At 47.3% G+C, this 19,547-nt stretch carries 23 protein-coding genes; 6 read left to right on the plus strand and 17 right to left on the minus strand.

Going from position 1 to position 19,547, the window contains the following annotated elements; translation table 11 throughout:
- Nucleotides 1-34: 34 nt before the first annotated feature.
- From AC1S5B_RS06220 to AC1S5B_RS06245, 6 genes are all read right to left on the minus strand, one after another.
- Nucleotides 35-241, minus strand: coding sequence for a DUF2949 domain-containing protein (locus AC1S5B_RS06220; protein ID WP_482034812.1), 207 nt, complete (start codon nt 239-241; stop codon nt 35-37).
- A gap of 347 nt (nt 242-588) precedes the next feature.
- Nucleotides 589-1,554, minus strand: coding sequence for an NAD-dependent epimerase/dehydratase family protein (locus AC1S5B_RS06225; RefSeq protein WP_482034813.1), 966 nt, complete (start codon nt 1,552-1,554; stop codon nt 589-591).
- A gap of 212 nt (nt 1,555-1,766) precedes the next feature.
- Complete coding sequence (gene hemE / locus AC1S5B_RS06230; protein WP_482034814.1) at nt 1,767-2,831, minus strand: uroporphyrinogen decarboxylase; 1,065 nt, start codon at nt 2,829-2,831, stop codon at nt 1,767-1,769.
- 110 nt (nt 2,832-2,941) lie between these two features.
- Entirely contained in the window at nt 2,942-4,096 is a 1,155-nt protein-coding gene (locus tag AC1S5B_RS06235) for a hypothetical protein (RefSeq protein WP_482034815.1), read from the minus strand.
- A gap of 185 nt (nt 4,097-4,281) precedes the next feature.
- On the minus strand, nt 4,282-4,986 hold the full coding sequence (locus tag AC1S5B_RS06240) for an undecaprenyl-phosphate galactose phosphotransferase family protein (protein WP_482034816.1): 705 nt from the start codon (nt 4,984-4,986) through the stop codon (nt 4,282-4,284).
- 104 nt (nt 4,987-5,090) lie between these two features.
- On the minus strand, nt 5,091-6,290 hold the full coding sequence (locus AC1S5B_RS06245) for a glycosyltransferase (protein ID WP_482034817.1): 1,200 nt from the start codon (nt 6,288-6,290) through the stop codon (nt 5,091-5,093).
- Here AC1S5B_RS06245 and AC1S5B_RS06250 point away from each other — a divergent pair.
- The gene (locus AC1S5B_RS06250) at nt 6,267-6,647 is read left to right on the plus strand and encodes a hypothetical protein (RefSeq protein ID WP_482034818.1); all 381 of its coding nucleotides are present in this window, start codon (nt 6,267-6,269) and stop codon (nt 6,645-6,647) included. The genes AC1S5B_RS06245 and AC1S5B_RS06250 overlap by 24 nt on opposite strands.
- A 12-nt stretch (nt 6,648-6,659) precedes the next feature.
- Here the strand turns inward: AC1S5B_RS06250 and AC1S5B_RS06255 are convergent, their stop codons facing one another.
- The gene (locus tag AC1S5B_RS06255; RefSeq protein ID WP_482034819.1) at nt 6,660-8,423 is read right to left on the minus strand and encodes an Rqc2 family fibronectin-binding protein; all 1,764 of its coding nucleotides are present in this window, start codon (nt 8,421-8,423) and stop codon (nt 6,660-6,662) included.
- A gap of 80 nt (nt 8,424-8,503) precedes the next feature.
- Here AC1S5B_RS06255 and remA point away from each other — a divergent pair, with 80 nt between their 5' ends.
- From remA to AC1S5B_RS06270, 3 genes are all read left to right on the plus strand, one after another.
- On the plus strand, nt 8,504-8,767 hold the full coding sequence (gene remA, locus AC1S5B_RS06260; protein WP_482034820.1) for an extracellular matrix/biofilm regulator RemA: 264 nt from the start codon (nt 8,504-8,506) through the stop codon (nt 8,765-8,767).
- A gap of 227 nt (nt 8,768-8,994) precedes the next feature.
- Nucleotides 8,995-9,558 carry a guanylate kinase gene (gene gmk, locus AC1S5B_RS06265; RefSeq protein ID WP_482034821.1) on the plus strand — a complete coding sequence of 188 codons (564 nt, stop codon included), beginning with the start codon at nt 8,995-8,997 and terminating at the stop codon, nt 9,556-9,558.
- Nucleotides 9,559-9,622: 64 nt separating this feature from the next.
- Nucleotides 9,623-10,717, plus strand: a complete 1,095-nt coding sequence (locus AC1S5B_RS06270) for a calcium/sodium antiporter (protein ID WP_482034822.1) — start codon at nt 9,623-9,625, stop codon at nt 10,715-10,717.
- Nucleotides 10,718-10,791: 74 nt separating this feature from the next.
- Here the strand turns inward: AC1S5B_RS06270 and psaJ are convergent, their stop codons facing one another.
- A complete protein-coding gene (psaJ, locus tag AC1S5B_RS06275) occupies nt 10,792-10,920 on the minus strand; it encodes a photosystem I reaction center subunit IX (protein WP_458648598.1) in 129 nt (42 codons plus the stop codon).
- 36 nt (nt 10,921-10,956) lie between these two features.
- Complete coding sequence (locus AC1S5B_RS06280) at nt 10,957-11,442, minus strand: Photosystem I reaction center subunit III (protein WP_482034823.1); 486 nt, start codon at nt 11,440-11,442, stop codon at nt 10,957-10,959.
- A 180-nt stretch (nt 11,443-11,622) separates the two neighbouring features.
- Between AC1S5B_RS06280 and tsaD the strand changes: the two genes are divergently transcribed.
- Nucleotides 11,623-12,672, plus strand: a complete 1,050-nt coding sequence (gene tsaD / locus AC1S5B_RS06285) for a tRNA (adenosine(37)-N6)-threonylcarbamoyltransferase complex transferase subunit TsaD (protein ID WP_482034824.1) — start codon at nt 11,623-11,625, stop codon at nt 12,670-12,672.
- An 8-nt stretch (nt 12,673-12,680) separates the two neighbouring features.
- Here tsaD and AC1S5B_RS06290 read toward each other — a convergent pair whose 3' ends face one another.
- The gene (locus AC1S5B_RS06290) at nt 12,681-13,406 is read right to left on the minus strand and encodes an ACT domain-containing protein (RefSeq protein WP_458648595.1); all 726 of its coding nucleotides are present in this window, start codon (nt 13,404-13,406) and stop codon (nt 12,681-12,683) included.
- A gap of 309 nt (nt 13,407-13,715) precedes the next feature.
- On the opposite strand from AC1S5B_RS06290, the gene AC1S5B_RS06295 reads away from it, so the two are divergent.
- Nucleotides 13,716-14,177 (plus strand): GNAT family N-acetyltransferase, encoded by a 462-nt coding sequence (locus AC1S5B_RS06295; protein WP_482034825.1) that lies wholly within the window; start codon nt 13,716-13,718, stop codon nt 14,175-14,177.
- Nucleotides 14,178-14,367: 190 nt separating this feature from the next.
- On the opposite strand, the gene AC1S5B_RS06300 is transcribed toward AC1S5B_RS06295, so the two are convergent.
- The 7 genes from AC1S5B_RS06300 to AC1S5B_RS06330 form a co-directional block, all read right to left on the minus strand.
- On the minus strand, nt 14,368-15,927 hold the full coding sequence (locus AC1S5B_RS06300; protein ID WP_482034826.1) for a cation:proton antiporter: 1,560 nt from the start codon (nt 15,925-15,927) through the stop codon (nt 14,368-14,370).
- Nucleotides 15,924-16,163 (minus strand): hypothetical protein, encoded by a 240-nt coding sequence (locus tag AC1S5B_RS06305; RefSeq protein WP_482034827.1) that lies wholly within the window; start codon nt 16,161-16,163, stop codon nt 15,924-15,926. Before AC1S5B_RS06305 ends, AC1S5B_RS06300 begins: the two co-directional genes overlap by 4 nt.
- A 150-nt stretch (nt 16,164-16,313) precedes the next feature.
- A complete protein-coding gene (locus AC1S5B_RS06310; protein ID WP_482034828.1) occupies nt 16,314-16,868 on the minus strand; it encodes a hypothetical protein in 555 nt (184 codons plus the stop codon).
- An 88-nt stretch (nt 16,869-16,956) separates the two neighbouring features.
- Nucleotides 16,957-17,751: a YoaK family protein gene (locus AC1S5B_RS06315; RefSeq protein ID WP_482034829.1), complete on the minus strand. Its 795-nt coding sequence runs from the start codon at nt 17,749-17,751 to the stop codon at nt 16,957-16,959.
- Nucleotides 17,752-17,846: 95 nt separating this feature from the next.
- The gene (locus tag AC1S5B_RS06320; protein WP_482034830.1) at nt 17,847-18,365 is read right to left on the minus strand and encodes a hypothetical protein; all 519 of its coding nucleotides are present in this window, start codon (nt 18,363-18,365) and stop codon (nt 17,847-17,849) included.
- 303 nt (nt 18,366-18,668) lie between these two features.
- Nucleotides 18,669-19,106, minus strand: a complete 438-nt coding sequence (locus AC1S5B_RS06325; RefSeq protein ID WP_482034831.1) for a barstar family protein — start codon at nt 19,104-19,106, stop codon at nt 18,669-18,671.
- 20 nt (nt 19,107-19,126) lie between these two features.
- Nucleotides 19,127-19,543 carry a guanyl-specific ribonuclease gene (locus AC1S5B_RS06330; protein WP_482034832.1) on the minus strand — a complete coding sequence of 139 codons (417 nt, stop codon included), beginning with the start codon at nt 19,541-19,543 and terminating at the stop codon, nt 19,127-19,129.
- Nucleotides 19,544-19,547 lie beyond the last annotated feature (4 nt).

A 19,547-nucleotide genomic window follows, 5' to 3' on the forward strand; every position in this document is an offset into this window, starting at 1 on the left:
TTTAATGGAATAACAGCCTGTTAAATCAATTTGATTAACTTTCGAGCCAATCAAAAATTTGGTCTAGCTCTTCTAAAGAAACCAGCCCATACTGCCACAGAATCATGGGCAAAGGTCCTGGATCTTGTTCACAATGACGCATGGCGATCGCGATCGCGTTTGTGGAAAGCTTCAACTTTTCCTGCAAAAAATGGATGAGTTGGGAGTTACCGCACGGGGATGGAATAATTGAACCTTGCACTGTTTTCTTAGACGCACTGAATAAGGTGAGCAGAAGTATACAGAATTGAATCTATGCTCTGAACATCGTTCAACATTGAGAGATAGGTGAACCAAATCGCGCTTATGGTAAGCGATCGCGCAGTAGCATACTTCATCCGATCGATTCATTCAACTGGATGACTCAACCCCGAGCATGGTCAGTTTATTCGTATACGTCTACTGTTAAACCACATTTATTTCAATCTGACTTTAAAGTTTGATTGCAAAATGCGCTTTTCTCAAGTGTTTTTGCCCATACCGTCATAATTGGCTGCAAATCCAGATCGCACTATTGGTAGACAGCAGGCGTAAAAATATCCACTCGCGTTAGCGTCCCTTTTTTCGGGGAACGCCACTGAGTTTTAAGACATCGGCAAAACTAGAGCAGTAGGGCGGCAAGCCGAAGGTTGAAGGATTAACTGGATTCTGGTGGACAAAATGACGGTATTTCATCGCAAACCGATCCCAAGCTGCCACTTCAACCCGAAAAAGACCAAAAATAATATCCAACAGTCGTTGGGTTAAGGGAATACGGAAATATAGCCGCTTGTTGAGATATTCGCAGGCTTCCGCGATCGCCTGATCTGCGGCGATCGCCGGATTACCCAACACCAAACTGTGACACTCTGTTTCTTCTAAAGGATTATCAATCAGGTGTCGCACAACTTGAGCCACATCTTTCGAGTGGATATAGTGAAAACTACCATCAATGCTAAAAAAGCGAATCAGGTTAATCCATTTTGCTTCTTTAGAAATCCCACCTGAAATATGGGACCATGGCTTTTGGGCTTCTCCACCCAATAGCAGTGTGGGAAACAACGTGATCACATTCGGGGCAATGGCTAACTTGGATAACTGCTGAAAACAATTGTACTTAGAACGAATATAGTCTGTGCCAATTTCGCCCGCCTCTTTCAAGGGCTGATTGTTGCGATCAAGAATACTGGCGGTAGAAAAATAAAAAACCTGACGACAAATCTCTGGGTTTAGCAGATTGAGCAACCGAATGGTTTTCACTACGTTGATATCAAATACTTCTTCTGCACCACCCCAGGCTGTAGCAATTAAAATCGCGCAGTCGATCGTTTTGAGCAAGTCACTAAACTGCTCAATTTCTCGCATATTCCCTTGCAGAACCGTGATGCCTGGACGAACGGTGTAGTCAATCTTCAGCTTGTCTGGATTGCGGACGAGCAAAAATAGATCGTGATTGGTTTCTTGAATTAAGGTTTCGACTACGTAGTGACCGATACAGCCACTTGCACCAGTCACAAAAATCCGTTTGGATGTCATCAGGGCTTTAGAGAGATAGGAGATTTGAGGCTCAGTTGTTGGGTCTTATGATTCTAGTCTGGATTGAGATATTGGACTACAACCACTGGTAGTATCCCGGTGTCATACATCAGACTGTTTTTCCACAATCCATCGTAGAAAGCGTCAAAGCAGCAAGAGTATATACATGGGTAATGTTTTAATTCAGCCTACTCTGACGGTTTAGGCAGACATTAGGCGCGCTTAGCTAAGAGTTGATCGGCTTGTTTTGCAGTTTCAAAGAAGAACGCAGCATTTTCTTCAGGGGTGTTTGGCAGAATACCATGTCCCAAGTTGAGAATATGCTTTGAACGACCTGCTTTTTGAATCGTGTCTAAGATGCGATCGCGAATGAAATCTTTTGACCCAAACAGCGCGCAGGGATCGATATTTCCTTGCACCCCCATCGCGGCACCCAACCGTTGACGCGCTTCAGCCATGTCTACCGTCCAGTCAACGCTGACAATATCTACACCCGTTTGCCCCATGCGTTCCAGCACTCCAGCACTGCCACTGATGTACAAAATCAATGGGGTATCGGGATGGGTTGCCTTAACCTGCTGCACAATACGCTGCTGATAAGGTAAGGCAAAAACATCATAGTCTTGAGGCGTTAACTGCCCTGCCCAAGAGTCAAACAACTGCACGATTTGAGCGCCTGAATCAATTTGATAGCGCACATAGGTGGCGATCGCATCAGACAATTTGCCCAGCAACTCGTGCAAAATCGCTGGCTCAGTAAATGCCATCCGTTTGATCGTGGAATAATCCTTGGAGCTTTTGCCTTCAATCGCATAGGCAGCAAGCGTCCATGGAGAACCCACAAACCCCAACACTGTGGCGCGATTGCCCACTTCTTGCCGTAAGGCTTTGAGAGTCTGCCCCACAAAGGGCAAGGATTCTTCGGGATGCAAGGGATGCAGTTGACGAATTTGTTCGAGCGTCCGAATCGGTGGATCAATCACCGGACCGCGACTTTCGATAATATCAAACGGTATGCCAATCCCTGGTAAAGGAGTCAGAATATCGGAAAACATAATCACGCCATCGGGCTGAAACGCTCGAAAGGGCTGGAGTGAAATCTCGATCGCTAATTCTGGCTTTTCAGAGCGATCGCGAAATGCAGGATAGCGATCGCGTAGATCCCGATAAACTTTCATATACCGTCCTGCTTGGCGCATCATCCAAACAGGAGGACGCTCCAAGATCTCACCGCGAGCGGCTCTCAACAAATAAGGCACCTGAGCAGACCCGGTCATTTAACTATTGTCCTACTGGTTTTTAAGTGCATTCGATAGCTTACCACTCCAAGAACACCGTTTTACGGCACTTTTTAGGAATTTGTGCAGAGACCTTGCTTTCAAGAGCCTTACTTAACGATGCAAATGCCGCCGATTGTCACCGTGCAGTTCACTGGCTTCGTTGCTGCATCTAAATTGCCTGTAGTCGGATTGTAGGTATATTCTCCAGCAGTCAGAAAGCGCGTAGGAATCGCGCAGTATTGATAAATCTGATTAGCATCTGGAAAACTGACCACTACATAAGAACTACGAGCCGCAGGGCAATTATCTAACACGGTTAATCCGTAGTCTCTCTGCAACTGTTGCCGTCTCATGTCAGTGGGCAGGGGAGTCGTAGGAGGCTGGGAGATAGGCGGTTGGGTCGTAGGCGGCAGAGTTGTGCCCGTAGAAGCAGTACTCAGGGGAGTTAAAGTATCGGTGATTGGGTTATAGCGGTAGTTGCCTGCTTGGACAAAACGGCTGGGCGTAGCGCAGTAGGTGTAGTCTCTGCCATCTTGTGGTTCAGCAATCGTAATTTGAGCAACAGGTATCCCCGCCGTTGGACACCGATCCAACACTGTAACCTGAAGTTGCCTGGCGATTAAATCGCGCCGAGCATCCACAATTTTGATGCTTTTAGTTGCGTCTTCATACAGATAAACACCTGGCTCAATGTCACGAGTGCAGCGTTCTTCTGCTCCAATCTTAATTTTGGCAACGTTGGGGATGCCACAGCCGATCGCCCGTAAGCGCAGCGTGTTTTGCATGACCTGATCAGCAAGAGGAACCTCAGCCGCCGCTGCACTAAGCCCATCGATCGCCACAGTGTAGCGTCCTAAAGACTGATTGCGCGCCAACACCAAGAGTTTGTAGGTGCCTGCTCGAACGATTTGATATTTAAAGAAACTAGGATTTTCGCTATAGCTGACCTGCCGCCCCATGGGATCAATCAGGGCGATCGCCGGACGTAGGGTGCTGCCATCCTCAGCGGCTACAGCCACTTCAAGACTGTCGCCCCGTTGAGCCGTAAACGTATATTCATCCCCCCGTGCAGTTTGAGTTGCCGCAGCAGGTCTAGCAAAGTTTCTAAATTGATAGGAGCGAGAGTTAGAGCGAATAAACCCATTAACAGTTTGTCCGTCTGTAATTGGAACACTGTATGCAAGATTTGCTATCGCCCCGCTCATCACCATTGCAACAGCACTCGATACTGCAAACTTGCCAAGCACCTGACGAATTATCATAAACGTTCCCATAATTTAAGGTGAAATCAAAGAACCAATCTGTTATTCAGATGTATGCAGATCAGTCTCTAAAACTATAAGCGAACCTGGGAACTCAGTGCCTATGAGTTTGTTCCTCAATTTACAGTGTCACATCAAACCAAACCAACCCAGCAACGTTTTAGAGACAGATGTATAAATGCCAGTCAGTAAGCGCCGTTGTCTTTAAGAAAAATCACAACCCCCACTGTTTTCACAATGATCCAAAGATCCATCAAAAAATGACGAGAATTGGCATAGTACAAATCAATCTGCACCCGGCGAGGATAGGGAATATTATTGCGCCCAGAGACTTGCCATAGCCCTGTAGCACCGGGGCGAATCGTTAGCACCCGGTCAATATATTCACCATAGCTAGGTAGCTCTTCAACTACTAAAGGACGCGGACCTACCACGCTCATATCGCCCTTTAGAATATTCCAGAACTGAGGGAACTCATCTAAGCTGGTAACTCGTAGAAATTTTCCAACTCTAGTAATGCGAGGATCTCTCTTAAGTTTGAACGTGTCTTGAAATTCTTGGCGCATACCGGGTGAGGTTTGCATCATCTCATGCAGTGCCTCATCGGCATTCTCAATCATCGTTCTAAATTTGTAGCAATTAAAAGGCTTGTAATTCTTACCGACCCGCTCTTGAACATAAAAGACAGGACCGGGAGAACTGAGCGCTACCAACAAAATAAGCAGCAGATAGAGCGGGGAAAAAGCGATTAGAAACGTTAACGAAAAACAAATATCAAAGATCCGCTTAGCAGTATCGCCATTCAAGGAATCCCAGAAAAACGGTAGAACGCCGCGTTTTAGAATTGCTCGAAGGGATCTGCGAGAAACGAGTTGACTTTCAGCAGTCATTTTACTCCTTGCATATCCACACCACACACACACTCCTGATTGTAAAGCCAGTGAACCCTTATTACGCTTTGTTTTGATGCAATTCAGTAAAAATCTTGCTCAACTCAAAAAAAATCATTGCTGGGCGACTTGGCTTGGATTTGGAAATTTTGATGACATTGCTCTACGAATTGCAAGTAACGCTGCTGGAAGAGTTTTGTGCTGAAGGAGAGCGCATGAGCACGCAGCACGTCTGGATTAAAGCGATCGCGGTGTTGCTCAAACGTTTGAACGGCTGCCATTAGATCTGTCTCCGTTTGGGTGGGAAAAAGAACACCAGTCCCATTCTCAGGATGGTGACGGATATCCCGGACTGTTTCTAAGGTTCCCCCCAAACCCAGCGCGATCACAGGGGTGCCGCAGGCTTGGGCTTCAACGGGGGCAATGCCAAAATCTTCATGGGCGGCATAGACAAAGGCAGTCGCCTCTGCCATATAGCGATCTACGACCTCATTGGGCTGCCAGCCTAAAATTTTGACATTCGGTTTGGCTAGTTGACGCAGAGACTCTAGTTCGGTTCCATCCCCAATTACAACCAGAGATCGCCCCAGTTGGTTAAATGCTTTGACAATCAGCGAGATTTTTTTGTAGCCCACCAACCGCGACACGGTTAGGTAAAAGTCTTGCTTTTGGGATTGAAATTGGAAGCGATCGGTATTTACAGGCGGATAAATAACCTTCGCCGAACGCCGATAGCACCGCCAAATCCGCCGCGCCGTAGTTTGAGAATTGGCTATAAAATAATCGACTCGGTTTGCCGAAACTATATCCCACTGCCGCAGCCGATGCAGCAGATAGCGTGTCAATCCACCCGGTAAGCCGTGCCCTAACCGACTGCTTTGCAGGTAATCAAGCGTTAAATCCCAGGCGTAACGCATTGGCGCATGGCAATAGCACACATGCAGTTGATGGGCACCCGTCAATACGCCCTTGGCAACGGCATGAGAGGAAGACAAAATGATGTCGTACTGGCGGACATCTAGCTGTTCGATCGCCAAGGGCAGCAAGGGCAAATATTTTTGGACACCGTTTCGCGCTAGCGGAAAATTTTGTAAAAACGTTGTGCCAATCGATCGCCCAAATAGGTAACTATCGGGATTCGTCGATTCAAAATCAATCAGCGCATAAAGATCAGCATCCAGCGATCGCAAAATTTCCTGAACCACCAACTCGGAGCCACCCGTCGCTTTTGGGGTCAGCCATTCATGCACCAACGCCACCTTCAAGTTTGCTAGAGCCGCATGATTGCCCAAAATAGTACTCAAAACGCGAACCCTTCCTACACACCTAAATCCCTCGACAGCCAACTTTTCGGATTAGCAGTATTGGAAAAAAACGGCAAAAATCGACTACTGACTGCTGAAAAGCACCACCGCGATGTTGAGCATGATAACGCGTTGGTTGAGGGGCGATCGCCAATCAATAGGCAGCTTGTGGAGTGGCACTTAAAGAAAAAAGACCAAACTTCCGCTGGTCTTTCAATCCTATGTACGTTGTTCTTCTCATCAAAGGAAGAAACTGCTCCGCGTTCCCAAACTTGCAGCAGGCTTCCAAAGTTATTAATCCCTTATAAAGAGGATTGTAACAACAAACACAAACATTTTTTTAACAAAAGTTCATAAATCTGCCTCTCTCTATCCTTGCTTCAAGCTTTGCTCAACACCTGCTGATATCCGCTCGGAGACACGCTGCGGTTGTCCCCATAAAACGCGCTCGTGTTTATAAACTGTCATTCCTGGTTTTGCCCCCTTCGGCTTGTAAACATGCTTTGGTTCGGTGTAAATCACAGGCACCTGTTCGCTTTGGCGAGCTTGGCTATAGTAAGCTGCCAAGTCGGCGGCTAATTCTAAGTCTTTTGTTTCTGGAGTGTCGCCTGGATTCAGCCTCAGCAACACATGACTGCCAGGAATTTCTTGAGTGTGAAACCAAAGATCATAATCGCTGGCAGTGCGAAAGGTAAGGATGTCATTTTGGCGATTATTGCGTCCCACCAAAATCTCTGAGCCGCCGGGAGTGGTGTAGCGGCGGGGCTGGCTTGCGGATTCATCCTGCGTTGGAGTCGTTGGATGGGCTGAACTGGGCAGATATCCTTGTTGAATTAACTCGTCGCGGATTTCTTCTAAAGCGCTCAAATCTTCTTGAGATTCATAGTGAGATAGCTCAATCAACGCGGATTCTACTTGCTCTAAATAATGAAGTTCTGTGTTAACTACGGTGAGCAAAGGGTCGATCGCGTTTCGTGCCCGTTTCAATTTTTGATGTTGTTTATATAATACCTGAGCGTTTTGAACCGCATTCCGTTCAGGATTGAGTGCAATGGTTATCGGCTTCTCAGTCACAAAGTCGGGCAGAGTCATCGCTTTCATTCCTGGTTGCCAGTCGTGGGAATGTGCCATGAGTAAGTCTGCCTGTTCTCGTTGGCGATCAGCCCCGTCAGATTGATCGAGGCGGGTTTGGAACGTTGCCGCTTTTACCCGCAGTTTTGCTAACAACTGACCGAGTTTTTGGGTGAGTTGATGGCGCAACTGAACAAATTCTTGCTGATTGAGTTGGTCACTGTAGTAGCGATCGATGAGTTTTTGGATGCTGTTTGCCTCGCGGGTCACTCCCCATCCCAATACCGTATAGCCTGTCTCTGTCCAGCCCGGTTGAAACTGCTGTTTTTCCAGCATCGTCAGCCAGGTTTGCCACTGTTGAAACAGCCGTTGCCAATCCGCAGTCGTTAGTTCAGCCGTCGATTGATCTGGATTTAACTCGGCAGTTTGGACAAGGCTAATGACCAGGGCAGAACTAAGTCCCCGATAGTTTTTTAGCAAGGTGCGTTTTAGACCGCCAGGAACCAGGCTGAGGCGCTCTTGCCAGCGCTCAAACGATTCACTTAGGGTTGGCATCGCTTCCGTTAGTATGGGTGGAATTTCGTAGGGTTGTCCGGTTTGAATCGGGCGGACGCTGGATTGCTGATCGCTAACCTGGTGAGCCGCCGCCACAATTTGGTTCTCTCCGGTTGCCAAAATAACATTGCTATATCTGCCCATCACTTCTACATAGAGATGCCACAGAGCGGGATCACCGGGACGACGAGCAAATTGCAAATCGATCGCCCGTTCCCACGGGGCGATCGCGTCAATTTTTACCAGCGCTAAATTGCCGATTTGGTGGCGCAACTGTTGGCTAAAGGTAAACGTATCGGGAATGCGAGGCGGGGGATCGCTCAAACAAAGGCGAGCGGCTTGAGGATGCCAGGAAACCATTAGCCACCGACGAGCGTCTAAGGTACGAAGCCCTAAAAATAACGTGTGGCGATCGCGTTGATAAATTTGTTCAACGCGAGCCGGAATCCAGTCCGTCCGGAGTTCCGAACAAATCGCGGTTAGGGTAGTAAAGTCAACAGGTTGCACAGCTATTCATTGCCTTGTGGCGCAATTTTTCAGTTCGATCACCCATCTAGCCTACTCATCTCACCCCGGATTCAGCCAATATGGATATCAAATTAATCAACATTGGCTTTGGCAATATTGTGTCGGCAAATCGGGTCATTGCCATTGTTAGCCCAGAATCGGCACCCATTAAACGCATCATTACGGATGCCAGAGAAACTCAGCACCTAATTGATGCAACCTATGGTCGGCGAACTCGTGCCGTGATTATCACTGACTCTGGGCATGTAATTCTTTCTGCGATTCAGCCTGAAACAGTCGCCAACCGATTTGTGATCAGCAAAGAGGCTACAGGGGAAGACTGACCCAATCTAGTCACTGTTAAGCGATTAAAAAATGATTGAAAAAATGAAGCAGCCTAGAAAAAACTAAATTGCTAGACTTAAAGCCTTCTGCTTACTCTATTCTTAAATAACTTCAGTTCTATCCGCAAGTCTTGGCGCTTCTGGTGCCACGAAGTTGCTCTTCTCCTCTGTATGATGGAGTATTAAGAAATATCAAATAGATAAATTTAGGCAAAGGGGGAACGCGCATGGGCACGGGCAAATTAATCGTTTTAACAGGACCCAGTGGAGTCGGGAAGGGAACTTTGCTGCGATCGCTGATGGAGCGTCACCCTGAATTATGTTTGTCTATTTCGGCAACGACGCGATCGCCTAGGGTGGGTGAGGTGGAAGGCAAAGATTATTACTTCCTTAGCCGTAGCGCGTTTGAGCGGATGATTGCCAATGGCGAGTTTTTAGAATGGGCAGAATTTGCTGGAAATCTCTATGGCACGCCTCGCACTGCTGTGGAAGAGAAAATTCGTCAAGGACAGTGGGTGATTGTAGAAATTGAGTTGGAAGGGGCGCGACTAGTTCGTAAAGCCTTTCCTGACGCGCTGCGGATCTTTATTTTGCCGCCCTCTTTGGTTGAGTTGGAATATCGCATCCGCAGCCGAGGCACGGAAACGGAGGAGGCGATCGCGCGGCGTTTAAACCGGGCAGAGACAGAGATTAACGCCGCCAGCGAATTCGACATCCAGATCGTCAATGATGATTTTGACAAGGCATTGGATCGGATCGAAACCACTTTGTTTGCCCCTGCACTGTGCTAAGCGATCGCGGCTAAAATAAACAGTCTCTCAGATTTTTAATCATTACTAAGTAATCAAATACATCATGACCTTTGCCGTTATTGGATTGCTGCTTGCTGGTCTGGTGCTCTTAGTCATTGGTGCAGAAGCCTTAGTGCGGGGTTCTTCTAAACTTGCCACTATTCTAGGAATTTCACCCTTGATTATTGGGCTAACCATTGTGGCATTTGGCACGAGTTCCCCAGAAATGGCGGTTAGCATTCAATCTAGCTTTGCGGGACAAGCAGACATCGCGTTGGGAAATGTGGTAGGCAGCAATATTTTCAATGTGCTGTTTATTCTGGGAATATCTGCCCTTGCCTCACCGTTGATCGTGGCACATCAACTCATCCGGTTGGATGTGCCGATCATGATTGGGGTTTCGTTTTTGCTGCTGCTATTTGGGCTAGATGGCAAGATTAATCAGTCCGATGGGGTGATTTTATTTATCGGTATTCTGGCTTATACCGGGTTCTTGCTTTATCAAGGTCGCAAAGAGGATCAGCCAGTCTTGCTAGCAGATGACTCGACTGCTCATACGCCTGCACCGACCGCCATGACTTGGATAGTCAACCTGGGGCTAATTGCCGTGGGGCTGTTTCTATTGGTGCAGGGGTCGCAGTGGTTGGTGGAAAGCGCGATCGCGATCGCCCGGGCAATTGGCGTGAGCGAGTTGGTGATTGGCTTAACGATCGTGGCAGCGGGCACATCTCTTCCCGAACTGGCAACCTCTCTAATCGCCAGCATTAAAGGCGAACGCGACATTGCGGTTGGCAATGTGGTGGGTAGCAATATTTTTAATATTCTGGCGGTGCTGGGATTGTCGGCAGCAATCTCTCCAACCGGAGGAGTAGCAGTTTCTGACGCAGCGCTACGGTTTGATATTCCGGTGATGATCGCGGTGGCGATCGCCTGTTTGCCGATTTTCTTTACAGGAAACCTAATTACCCGCTGGGAAGGCTTTGTCTTCATGGCTTATTACGGAGTCTATGCGACCTATCTCATTTTGGACTCTACCAAACACGATAGTTTGCCTATCTTCAGTAACGTTCTGATGCTTTTCATCCTACCCATTACGATATTGACGCTTATCGTGATCACAAGCCGAGAAATACGGCATCGGCGATCGCAGAAAATTTAGGGTTGAAAACAAGAGAGGGGGCGATCGCACTACTGCGATCGCCCCCTCTAGCAACTGAATAACCAGTCCCAACCCTATGGCAAAGGATGGAACAGCAAATCAGGGAAAAAACGATTGAACTCAATCAAAATGCCAGCAGTGATGACCATCCAAACGGTAGCAATCACAGGGGCCGTAGACAGGTACTTCAAAAAATACTTCATGAAGGATTCTCCTAGGAATAGATCAGGGTAAGAGATTTAGCGGGGTGAAACAGTAATTTCATTATCCTTGGCGGTTAATTCCCCGGTGGTGAATTCCTTCAAAGCCATCAGGGGCCATGCAAAACCAGAAAGCGCGAACTTAATGGCAAGAGGAACATCAATAATGATTTCCTTCTCTTCTGGAGAACCGCTTTTCTTCGCTGCTTGGATGTATGCCCGTCCAACCCAACCAATCCAGCCTGCAATATACAGGAACAGGATGCTAGGGATCAGGAATTCACCGGCGTGATCCAGGCTGCCATCCACAATCAGGTGAGGCAGACCATCTTCACCACACATTACTCCAGACTTCGCATAGGCATCGAAGCGGCGAGCGGCAGTGGGGCTAATCGAGTCTTTAGCACGCTGGGCGAAGGCAGCGCTTTCGCTGCAAGGAGTCAGATTAAAAGCATAAGCGGGCTGAGACGGAGTGAATCCGAACCAGAGGGTAACCGCAATCATGAGAGCAAACAATCGACGCATGGAATTGTTTCCCTTCGTTACAAAAATGAACGTTGTGTTTACAAAATGAGAATGGACGCTTATCAGGCTATGTTCGCTAGACTGTTTAACATTGAGCCTGTTTGAACATTAAGCGCATGGACTTATTCGTCCAAATTTAAGCTCAATAAATAGCCTATTTCTTCAAGAAATTACCAGCAAATGGCGACCATTTTGGCAATTGAAACAAGTTGTGACGAAACTGCCGTCGCGATCGTCAACGATCGCACCATTTTGAGCAGTATTGTGTCGTCTCAGATTGCGACTCATCAACCCTATGGGGGTGTGGTGCCAGAGGTTGCCTCGCGTCAACATGTGGAGTTGCTGAATCTGGCGATCGCCCAAGCGTTAGATTCTGCCCAGCTTATCTGGTCTGATATTGATGGAGTTGCTGCCACCTGTACGCCTGGATTAGTGGGTGCGCTGTTGGTGGGAGTGACTGCCGCAAAAACCTTGGCGATCGTCCATCAAAAGCCTTTTCTAGGAGTCCATCATCTGGAAGGACACATTTACGCCTCCTATCTCAGCAGTCCCGATTTACAGCCGCCTTTCGTTTGTCTGCTGGTTTCGGGAGGACACACCAGCCTAATTTTAGTGAAAGCCTGTGGAGACTACGAAACCGTAGGGCAAACTCGCGACGATGCGGCTGGGGAAGCGTTTGATAAAGTGGCACGGCTGATGAATCTCGGCTATCCCGGCGGTCCGATCCTTGATCGCCTAGCCAAAAAGGGAAATCCCAAAGCGTTTCCATTGCCAGAAGGTCAAATTTCTCTGCCTGAAGGCGGCTTTCATCGCTATGACTCCAGCTTTAGCGGACTGAAAACCGCCGTTCTACGTCTGACTCAAAAACTCCAGCAAGACTCGCCCAGTTTACCTGTGGAGGACTTAGCAGCAAGCTTTCAGGCAACGGTGGCAAAAGCGTTGACCAAGCGGGCGATCGCCTGTGCGTTGGACTACGGATTAGACACGATCGCTGTTGGCGGGGGCGTGGCGGCAAATAGCGGGCTGCGCCACCATCTTCAAGCTGCTGCTGCTCAACACAATCTGCGCGTCCTGTTTCCGCCGCTGGAGTTTTGCACTGACAATGCCGCCATGATTGCCTGTGCCGCTGCTGAACACTTTAACCAGGGAGAGCGATCACCGCTGACTTTAGGGGTGCTTTCGCGAATGCCGATCGCTAATGTCAATCAGCTTTACAACTCATTCAATTGATCTACCTTCTAAAATCGCCTGCCCAAAAGCCTCTGCCGTACCCCTTCGGCGATTTTTTGCCCTAAGTATTCTGGAATAATGCTTTCGTTGGGACCCAGCAGATACAGAATCAAGCGAGTTCGCCCTCGCCACACGAGCAAATTGGCATTGACCACCATCAAGTCTTCCTGCCAAATGGCATACATCACCTTATAAAACAATCCAGGTTGGTTATCCGCTTCAATCAGCAGAGCGGGTAAGTGAAACACCGGATCAACGTAAAATTCCGTTTCTACCTGTTCCAAACCAGCATCCAGGTTAAATTCAACCGCCAGCATTTCTTCCACCTCAAACCGACCCGCTAAAGCCTCTCGGACGGCTCTACAAACGTTCTCAGCGGTTTTTTCGGTTAAGGCTTTGCCACTCCGGGACACAATCAGCTTCACAAATACCAGCATTGGCGGATAAATCTGCCCGTACAGACTCAAACTATGAATGGTTAAGCCATAGGCAGCCAACACGCCAAAAATATCGCTGAGCAAAAAAGATTGATTTCGGTAAGCAAAATGCAAAGCGCTTTTGCTGCCTTCGGGTTTAAGTTCAATGACAGCTTGTTTTGTCTTGTAAAGCTGATACGCCAGCCGCAAGTTTTGCAGTTGAATTTCACTGCTGACAAACTGCTCATAAAACTGCGGAAACGCCCGATTAAAGCGTTTTAAAAGTTCTACCGTGGATGACTTTAATCCTAAAGCCATAATTAAACATCTATCTCGCTTACTTAAGCTAGAACCCTAAAATTGGTGCAACTGCTGCAATAGAGAGTCTTTGGGGGAGAAGCTATCACTCTAAACTAATTTAGAACCATTGGCTACGCCTTCACTTTATCTGTTTTGTGAAGTTGATTGGCTGACGGGTGACTTAAAAGCTGAAGAATCCATGATCAAAGGGGATGAAGGCTATACTATTCTGTACTGAGATCAATCTTTTATTACTTTACCTACGCTTACATGGGTTTTTGGAAAAGCCTATTCAGTACCGCTGACGCTCCTTCTGCTACTAAATCTATGTCGATCGCACCGGAATCTGTTGAAGGGACGAGCGATCGCGGCTATCAAGTTTACTTTAGTACCGATCGAGAAATTGACCTCTATGAATTAGAGGAGCTTTGTAGCGCTGTAGGGTGGTCTCGTCGCCCTCTGCGGAAAGTGAAGAAAGCGATTCAGCACAGCTTTTTAGTCGTGACGATGTGGGAGCAGCGGGGCACTCAACGTCGTCTGATTGGATTCTCGCGGGCAACGTCTGACCATGCCTTCAATGCCACGATTTGGGATGTGGTGGTTCATCCCGATTTTCAAAGCCAAGGGTTTGGCAAAGCCTTAATGAAGCACATCATCAAAAAATTGCGTAGCGAAGATATTAGCAACATCACGCTGTTTGCCGATCCACAGGTCGTTGATTTTTATCGCAGACTTGGCTTTATGTCTGATCCTGAGGGCATTAAAGGAATGTTTTGGTATCCAGACTGATTTTTGTCAGCAATTCTCAGCATGAGAATGGTTCTCACCTAACGGGCTAACTTCAATCATCCTGAATCGCTGGAACCCTCATTCCGTCGTTCAGAAAGTTGAGCAAGCAATCCTTTGGAGACCCTTAGTTTAGTACAAATGTTTCAAAATGAGAATTGCTGGATTTTTGTGCTGCGATCGCTCAGAGGCATTATGGATTGTTGAATGCTTTCTGCATCACTGTTGGCAAGGCATTTTTCAGAAGCCCATCTTGGACAAACTTGGTATAAATTTGGGACTCGATCGCTAGAATCTTTTCTTGATGCTGTTGCAGGCTAAAGGCTTGGAGTTCGGGATGTTGGTCTTGCAGATAGACAATATCCACCTGTAACTGTTGAAGTTGTTGAGTAACAAAGTCTAGATGAGTTTGATGCTGGACGGCGTTAATCGCTGACTGGAATTGGGTTTCAGTTAAGTGATCCGACACCTGCTGCAACGCTTCTTGGCGAGCAATCAATTGCAGAAATTGTTGCTGTAAGGAGGTATCGTCTAGCAAATTTAGTTTTTCTAACAAAAGCTTTGCGGTTAATCCTTGCACCAAGAGGGTGAACCAGACGACTCCAAAGGAATTGGCAATAATTTCTTCTCGCCCAGCCACTACAACTGGAATGCTTAAGGCAAGGGCGATCGCCACTGAACCGCGTAACCCAGTCCACCAAAGCACAGTTTGTTCTTGCCAGGAGATTTTTACGGTTCCCAGCCATGTAAGCAAGCCTGTAAATCCATAAATCACAACGGCGCGTGATACGACAATGGCAACAATGGCGATCGTTGTCGTTTGAATATTTTGAATCAGTTTGGGCAGATGCATTTGATCGCCCAACAGCAGAAATAAAATAGAGTTGACAAAAAATATAATGAATTCCCAAAACTCAATCATGCTAGAGCTTTTGATCGGTTCCATGCCCGATTGAATGCTAAAGTTGCCAATCACTAACCCCGCCGTCACTACTCCAATTACGCCCGATCCACCCAGTTCTTCGACTAAAAGATAGGTGCCATAGGCAGTGACAAGAGTCAAGCTTTGTTCAACCCAATTCAATTCATATTTTTGGCTCAGGATGGCAACGCAAATCCCAATTAAGCCACCGACTCCAATCCCAATACCCGTCACAATGAAAAATCGGAGAACGGTAGTAGAAAGTTGAAACGGCTGGGGATCAACCGCGAGTTCCACTAGCACTCCAAAGGCGACTACGGCTGCGCCATCGTTAAATAAACTTTCTCCTTCCAGCAGCGTGGTCAGGCGTTTTCCGGCTCCAACTTCACGAAACAAACCCAGCACCGCCGCAGAATCGGTTGCCGCTAAGCAGGCTCCCACCAAGAAGGCGGTCATCCAGGGAACATTCATGAATTGATGGAGCGCCCACCCGACCCCCGCGATCGACAGTAAAACGCCACCCACTGCATAAAACGTGCTGGGCAAGATCAGTTGCCGTAGCTCATGCCATTTCATCGTCCACCCAGCTTCAAACAGCAGCGGTGGCAGAAACACCATGAGAATGAAACCCGGTGACAGATCCAGCAGACGAACATCCACGATCGCCAATCCTAAGCCCACCATCACTAACAGCAGGGTGTAGGGGATTTGGCGGAGTGCCACAAAGATTTTGGGAAGAATTGCAGCGCCTAGAGCAATCAGAAGGATGATTAAAAACTGCTTGAGATCTTGTTCGATCGCAACATCCGTGGCGTTCGTCAAGGAACTCATAAGTTCTTCACGAGATGGATCAGATCTTGAGGCAAATGACTAATCTCAAACCACAGGCTCTTTGGACTAATGCCAAAAACATATTGCAGCAGCAAAACGATGGCAACGATGGTCAAAATTAGCCCCAATCCACCGTTCAAGAATCTAAAGATCAATTGAATGAGTAATAGGGAGACTGCGATCGCAGCAATCAACAATACTGCTTGTGAATCTACAGCATTTATCAAAGAATCCATTCAACAACCTCATCACTCACTAAACGATGCCTAAAGCTTCAGCCGTTTTAGGAAAACTTCAAGGGGCGGAGTGCGAAGTTACAAGAACTCCACACTCTAGGTCTTTCAAGTTTCCGAAATGAAACAACTTGGGAAAGTTTAATCGTCTTACTATTCCATTTTTTCCTGCATCATTTTCATTCCAGCATTGATTTTTTCACCAATTTCCTCTGGAGTGGGTCTGAACTGCTCAGCATTCTTCATTTTTGCGGTAATTTTCTCGCTAACTCCCTCTGGCAAAGTGGTTCCCTTCATTTTCATGCTGGCGTTAATCTTCTCGTTAATGCTTTCAGCAGTAGGCATAAACGCCTCTTTCTTTTTCATGAAAAATTGCTTCTTTTCTTCTGGCGTAAGTGCTGCCAAGGTATCTCTTTTAGGCAATGATTTTAGAACTGTTGCCAATTTGAATTTCTGATCAGAAGAGAGAGTAATCGCTTTGAAGGCTTTGCGTAAACTGGTTTCACCCTTCAACATGGCAGCTTCTAACTGATCGGTTTGCTGAGGGGTGAGGATATTTTCAATTTTTGGAAAAACTTGAGTTTTTAGTTGCTCAATGAAGGATAGGGTTGGTTTAGTTTGCTCAGCAATGGTGGAACTCAGCATCGCTTCTGCGGTTCCCACTCCCTCAGCATTGGCGGGACTAGACAGCATCAAATTCAGTCCCATTATCAAACCAGCGAATAATACGATAAACAGCCGTTTCATAGTCTATGGTCTCCTAAGTAAGTATGAATTAGCTCAATCTTTTAGAATGCTAGGCAGCGTCTAGCGATCGCCCATGCTGCACATAAGCCGCGATCGCCAGTGTGGTAATTGCCATCAACGGCAAAATTAAGCTCCACCAAGTTTCGGACATCAGAATGAAAACTGCCGCCGCCGCACCCCCCAGCGCAAATCCGGCAAGCACAGGAATAAATCGTCCCATACGCTCTAAAGCTTCGGCTTCTTCTTGGCGCAATGCTTCGCTCGGCGATCGAGATACTTTAGATCTCAAAAACTTTACTAGGTCGATGGTTAGCTGTGTTGTGTTGCCCGTCATGACAGTCGTTGGGATGTAGCTCTTAAACACCCCATGAGATTCTTTCATCAGGGCATTTTGAATTGCCATGGCAACCACTCCCGCCATACCGATGGGCAAAATGTATTCCTCTTGCACATCCAGTAACAAGGCGGGTGAGAGTGTGGTGCCAATAATTAAAAAAACCACCAGAGCGATCGCTTCAGCTGTTAGCAGCACTGCAAATACAGACCATTGCTTCTGTCGGGCATAGTGAGCCAAAAGTGAAGTTAACGCAACCGTCACCATAAATACCGGCAGCATTAACAATCTCGTCACTGTTGACCCTTCGTCAGAACCGACAAAAGACGCTCCTGCTAAAGCGATATTGCCTGTTACATGAGCGGTAAATATGCCAAACAGAATGATGAATGCGGAGGTATCGACGAACCCTGCAACCCAACTAAGGATGAAACCAGCAGGTCCGTCGCTGATTAAGAATTCGCTAAGGTGAAAATTTCCATTTCCACCTTTGTCTGAAACTACAGTCATCGCTCCCCCTTTCTCAGGTGCAATATGGTTGGTCAAAGGCTGGCGCAATTCGTGAAACGATCCCTACGGGAATCGCGCTGCTACTTAGAAAATAGCTACTCAGAAACAGCCTCGGTTACTTTTTCTACAGCCTCAGTTACTTTTTCTGCGGCGGCTTTTTCTGCGGCGGCTTTTTCTGCGGCGGCTTTCTTCACTGCCACTTTTGCCGCTTTCTCTTCTGCCTTCTTCGCTTCCTTCAGTTTCTTTGCCTCAGCCTTGGCTGTTTCCTTGGCTTTTTTCGCTTCTGCCTTTGCCGCTTTCTCTTCTGCTTTTTTGGCTTCCTTCAGTTTTTTCGCTTCAGCTTTAGCTAAATCTTTAGTCGCTTCCTCTGCATCTTCAATCGTCTCTTTGGCTGCCTCTATTGGAGCTTCCACAACTGGAGTTTCAGCAACAGCGGCTAGCAAGGAAGCAGCGCCAAAATTACCTGCCGAACCTATCCAATTGATTGACTTGATTGACGGGTTAACTAAATCTAAATTCGCGGCGTTGGCACCCACTGGATTACCGATCAAAACGCTGAAGCAGAAAGTGGCTGCCAAAACTAGAGCGCTGAACTTTGATAAAAACTTGACCATATCTACAAATTCCTCTAAATGGAGTATTTTAACCAGCCGTTCCCAGGCTAGGTAAGAACTGACTAGTTCCCTGCTCAGTAGTTTACGTCTAGACCCCAACGCCTCTTCTGTCTTACAAGATACGGAACGGCTTGAAATCACGGTATACCGTATACATAATTTTGTGGCACAGATAATCTTCCTATCAAATCCTTAAGTATCCTTAAGTGAAGTTGAGGCAGCTATAGTCTGAGGATTTCTAATGGGACAGACTGAAACCTATGCAGCTAGACGGATTGAAAAGGTAAAGAGAGATCCCCTTTGCTATAGGGTTTCAATCGCAGATAGTAAGGGGCGATCGCCGCTAAACACAATGTACATAGGAATATCGGTTTCGTTCCATTCGTCGATCGCAGATTGGAAAATTTCAAGTAGGGTTTTCCAATCTTTGGGATGAGCTTGAGCAAAAGTTTTGGGGTGACTGTAAAGCACTAGGTAGCCATTCCCAAGCAGCCACTCTAAGTCGGTGAGGCACTCCTCTAACGCATCCCAATTGTGCCCAAAATGGCTAGGAAATTTTAGGGCAGTGGCGCAAGCGGTTAGCAACTCTGCTTTGTTAGTAATAATGGTGCCATCCAGATACCCCAGTTGAAAATCTTGTTCCTGACAACTGTCGGCGAGTTCCTCTAGATCCAAGTCTGCTGCACTTTGGTAAAGTCCGGGAGCGCGATCGCCTTGTAGTGCTGAAATCAGTTCATCCATGCTGTCTGCCTTTGCTGCTTCTACAGTTTGACTTTTGAGAAACTGCGGTAGTGATTTTGAGTGTAGTAATATTCTTGCGGTTGCCCCGTCACAATCCGTCGAGCGCCGCGATCGCGAGAACCGGGCGTAGGCACAATATATTCCCGGTAGTAACCGCTGGGTGCTAAGGGCAACCGTTTTTCTCGATTGCCAAAAATGGTGCCATCCTTGCGATAAGGAAAAGGACCACCCCGTTGAATCAGGTCAATCGTTTGACGGGCTTCTAGTGGAAGTCGCCCAATCGAAACAGTCGGCATCGCGGATTGAAGCGCCAATTCCACGGGGCGAGAGTGAGCCAAGGCGACGGGTAAGGACTCAGGAGAACTGGCTAGGAAAGGACTACCTAACAAGAGCAAAAGGGCAGTGGTGCAGCCCAGACCCAAGTGAATCATTTTCATATCT

Source organism: Leptolyngbya sp. CALU 1928 (genome assembly GCF_056784215.1).

Excerpts from the sequence above, each read along its gene's own strand:
- AC1S5B_RS06225 (WP_482034813.1), bottom strand. The coding sequence starts at position 1,554 with ATGACATCCAAACGGATTTTTGTGACTGGTGCAAGTGGCTGTATCGGT.
- hemE (WP_482034814.1), bottom strand. The coding sequence starts at position 2,831 with ATGACCGGGTCTGCTCAGGTGCCTTATTTGTTGAGAGCCGCTCGCGGT.
- AC1S5B_RS06235 (WP_482034815.1), bottom strand. The coding sequence starts at position 4,096 with ATGATAATTCGTCAGGTGCTTGGCAAGTTTGCAGTATCGAGTGCTGTT.
- AC1S5B_RS06240 (WP_482034816.1), bottom strand. The coding sequence starts at position 4,986 with ATGACTGCTGAAAGTCAACTCGTTTCTCGCAGATCCCTTCGAGCAATT.
- AC1S5B_RS06250 (WP_482034818.1), top strand. The coding sequence starts at position 6,267 with ATGATTGCCCAAAATAGTACTCAAAACGCGAACCCTTCCTACACACCT.
- remA (WP_482034820.1), top strand. The coding sequence starts at position 8,504 with ATGGATATCAAATTAATCAACATTGGCTTTGGCAATATTGTGTCGGCA.
- gmk (WP_482034821.1), top strand. The coding sequence starts at position 8,995 with ATGGGCACGGGCAAATTAATCGTTTTAACAGGACCCAGTGGAGTCGGG.
- AC1S5B_RS06270 (WP_482034822.1), top strand. The coding sequence starts at position 9,623 with ATGACCTTTGCCGTTATTGGATTGCTGCTTGCTGGTCTGGTGCTCTTA.
- psaJ (WP_458648598.1), bottom strand. The coding sequence starts at position 10,920 with ATGAAGTATTTTTTGAAGTACCTGTCTACGGCCCCTGTGATTGCTACC.
- AC1S5B_RS06280 (WP_482034823.1), bottom strand. The coding sequence starts at position 11,442 with ATGCGTCGATTGTTTGCTCTCATGATTGCGGTTACCCTCTGGTTCGGA.
- tsaD (WP_482034824.1), top strand. The coding sequence starts at position 11,623 with ATGGCGACCATTTTGGCAATTGAAACAAGTTGTGACGAAACTGCCGTC.
- AC1S5B_RS06290 (WP_458648595.1), bottom strand. The coding sequence starts at position 13,406 with ATGGCTTTAGGATTAAAGTCATCCACGGTAGAACTTTTAAAACGCTTT.
- AC1S5B_RS06295 (WP_482034825.1), top strand. The coding sequence starts at position 13,716 with ATGTCGATCGCACCGGAATCTGTTGAAGGGACGAGCGATCGCGGCTAT.
- AC1S5B_RS06300 (WP_482034826.1), bottom strand. The coding sequence starts at position 15,927 with ATGAGTTCCTTGACGAACGCCACGGATGTTGCGATCGAACAAGATCTC.
- AC1S5B_RS06305 (WP_482034827.1), bottom strand. The coding sequence starts at position 16,163 with ATGGATTCTTTGATAAATGCTGTAGATTCACAAGCAGTATTGTTGATT.
- AC1S5B_RS06310 (WP_482034828.1), bottom strand. The coding sequence starts at position 16,868 with ATGGGACTGAATTTGATGCTGTCTAGTCCCGCCAATGCTGAGGGAGTG.
- AC1S5B_RS06315 (WP_482034829.1), bottom strand. The coding sequence starts at position 17,751 with ATGACTGTAGTTTCAGACAAAGGTGGAAATGGAAATTTTCACCTTAGC.
- AC1S5B_RS06320 (WP_482034830.1), bottom strand. The coding sequence starts at position 18,365 with ATGGTCAAGTTTTTATCAAAGTTCAGCGCTCTAGTTTTGGCAGCCACT.
- AC1S5B_RS06325 (WP_482034831.1), bottom strand. The coding sequence starts at position 19,106 with ATGGATGAACTGATTTCAGCACTACAAGGCGATCGCGCTCCCGGACTT.
- AC1S5B_RS06330 (WP_482034832.1), bottom strand. The coding sequence starts at position 19,543 with ATGAAAATGATTCACTTGGGTCTGGGCTGCACCACTGCCCTTTTGCTC.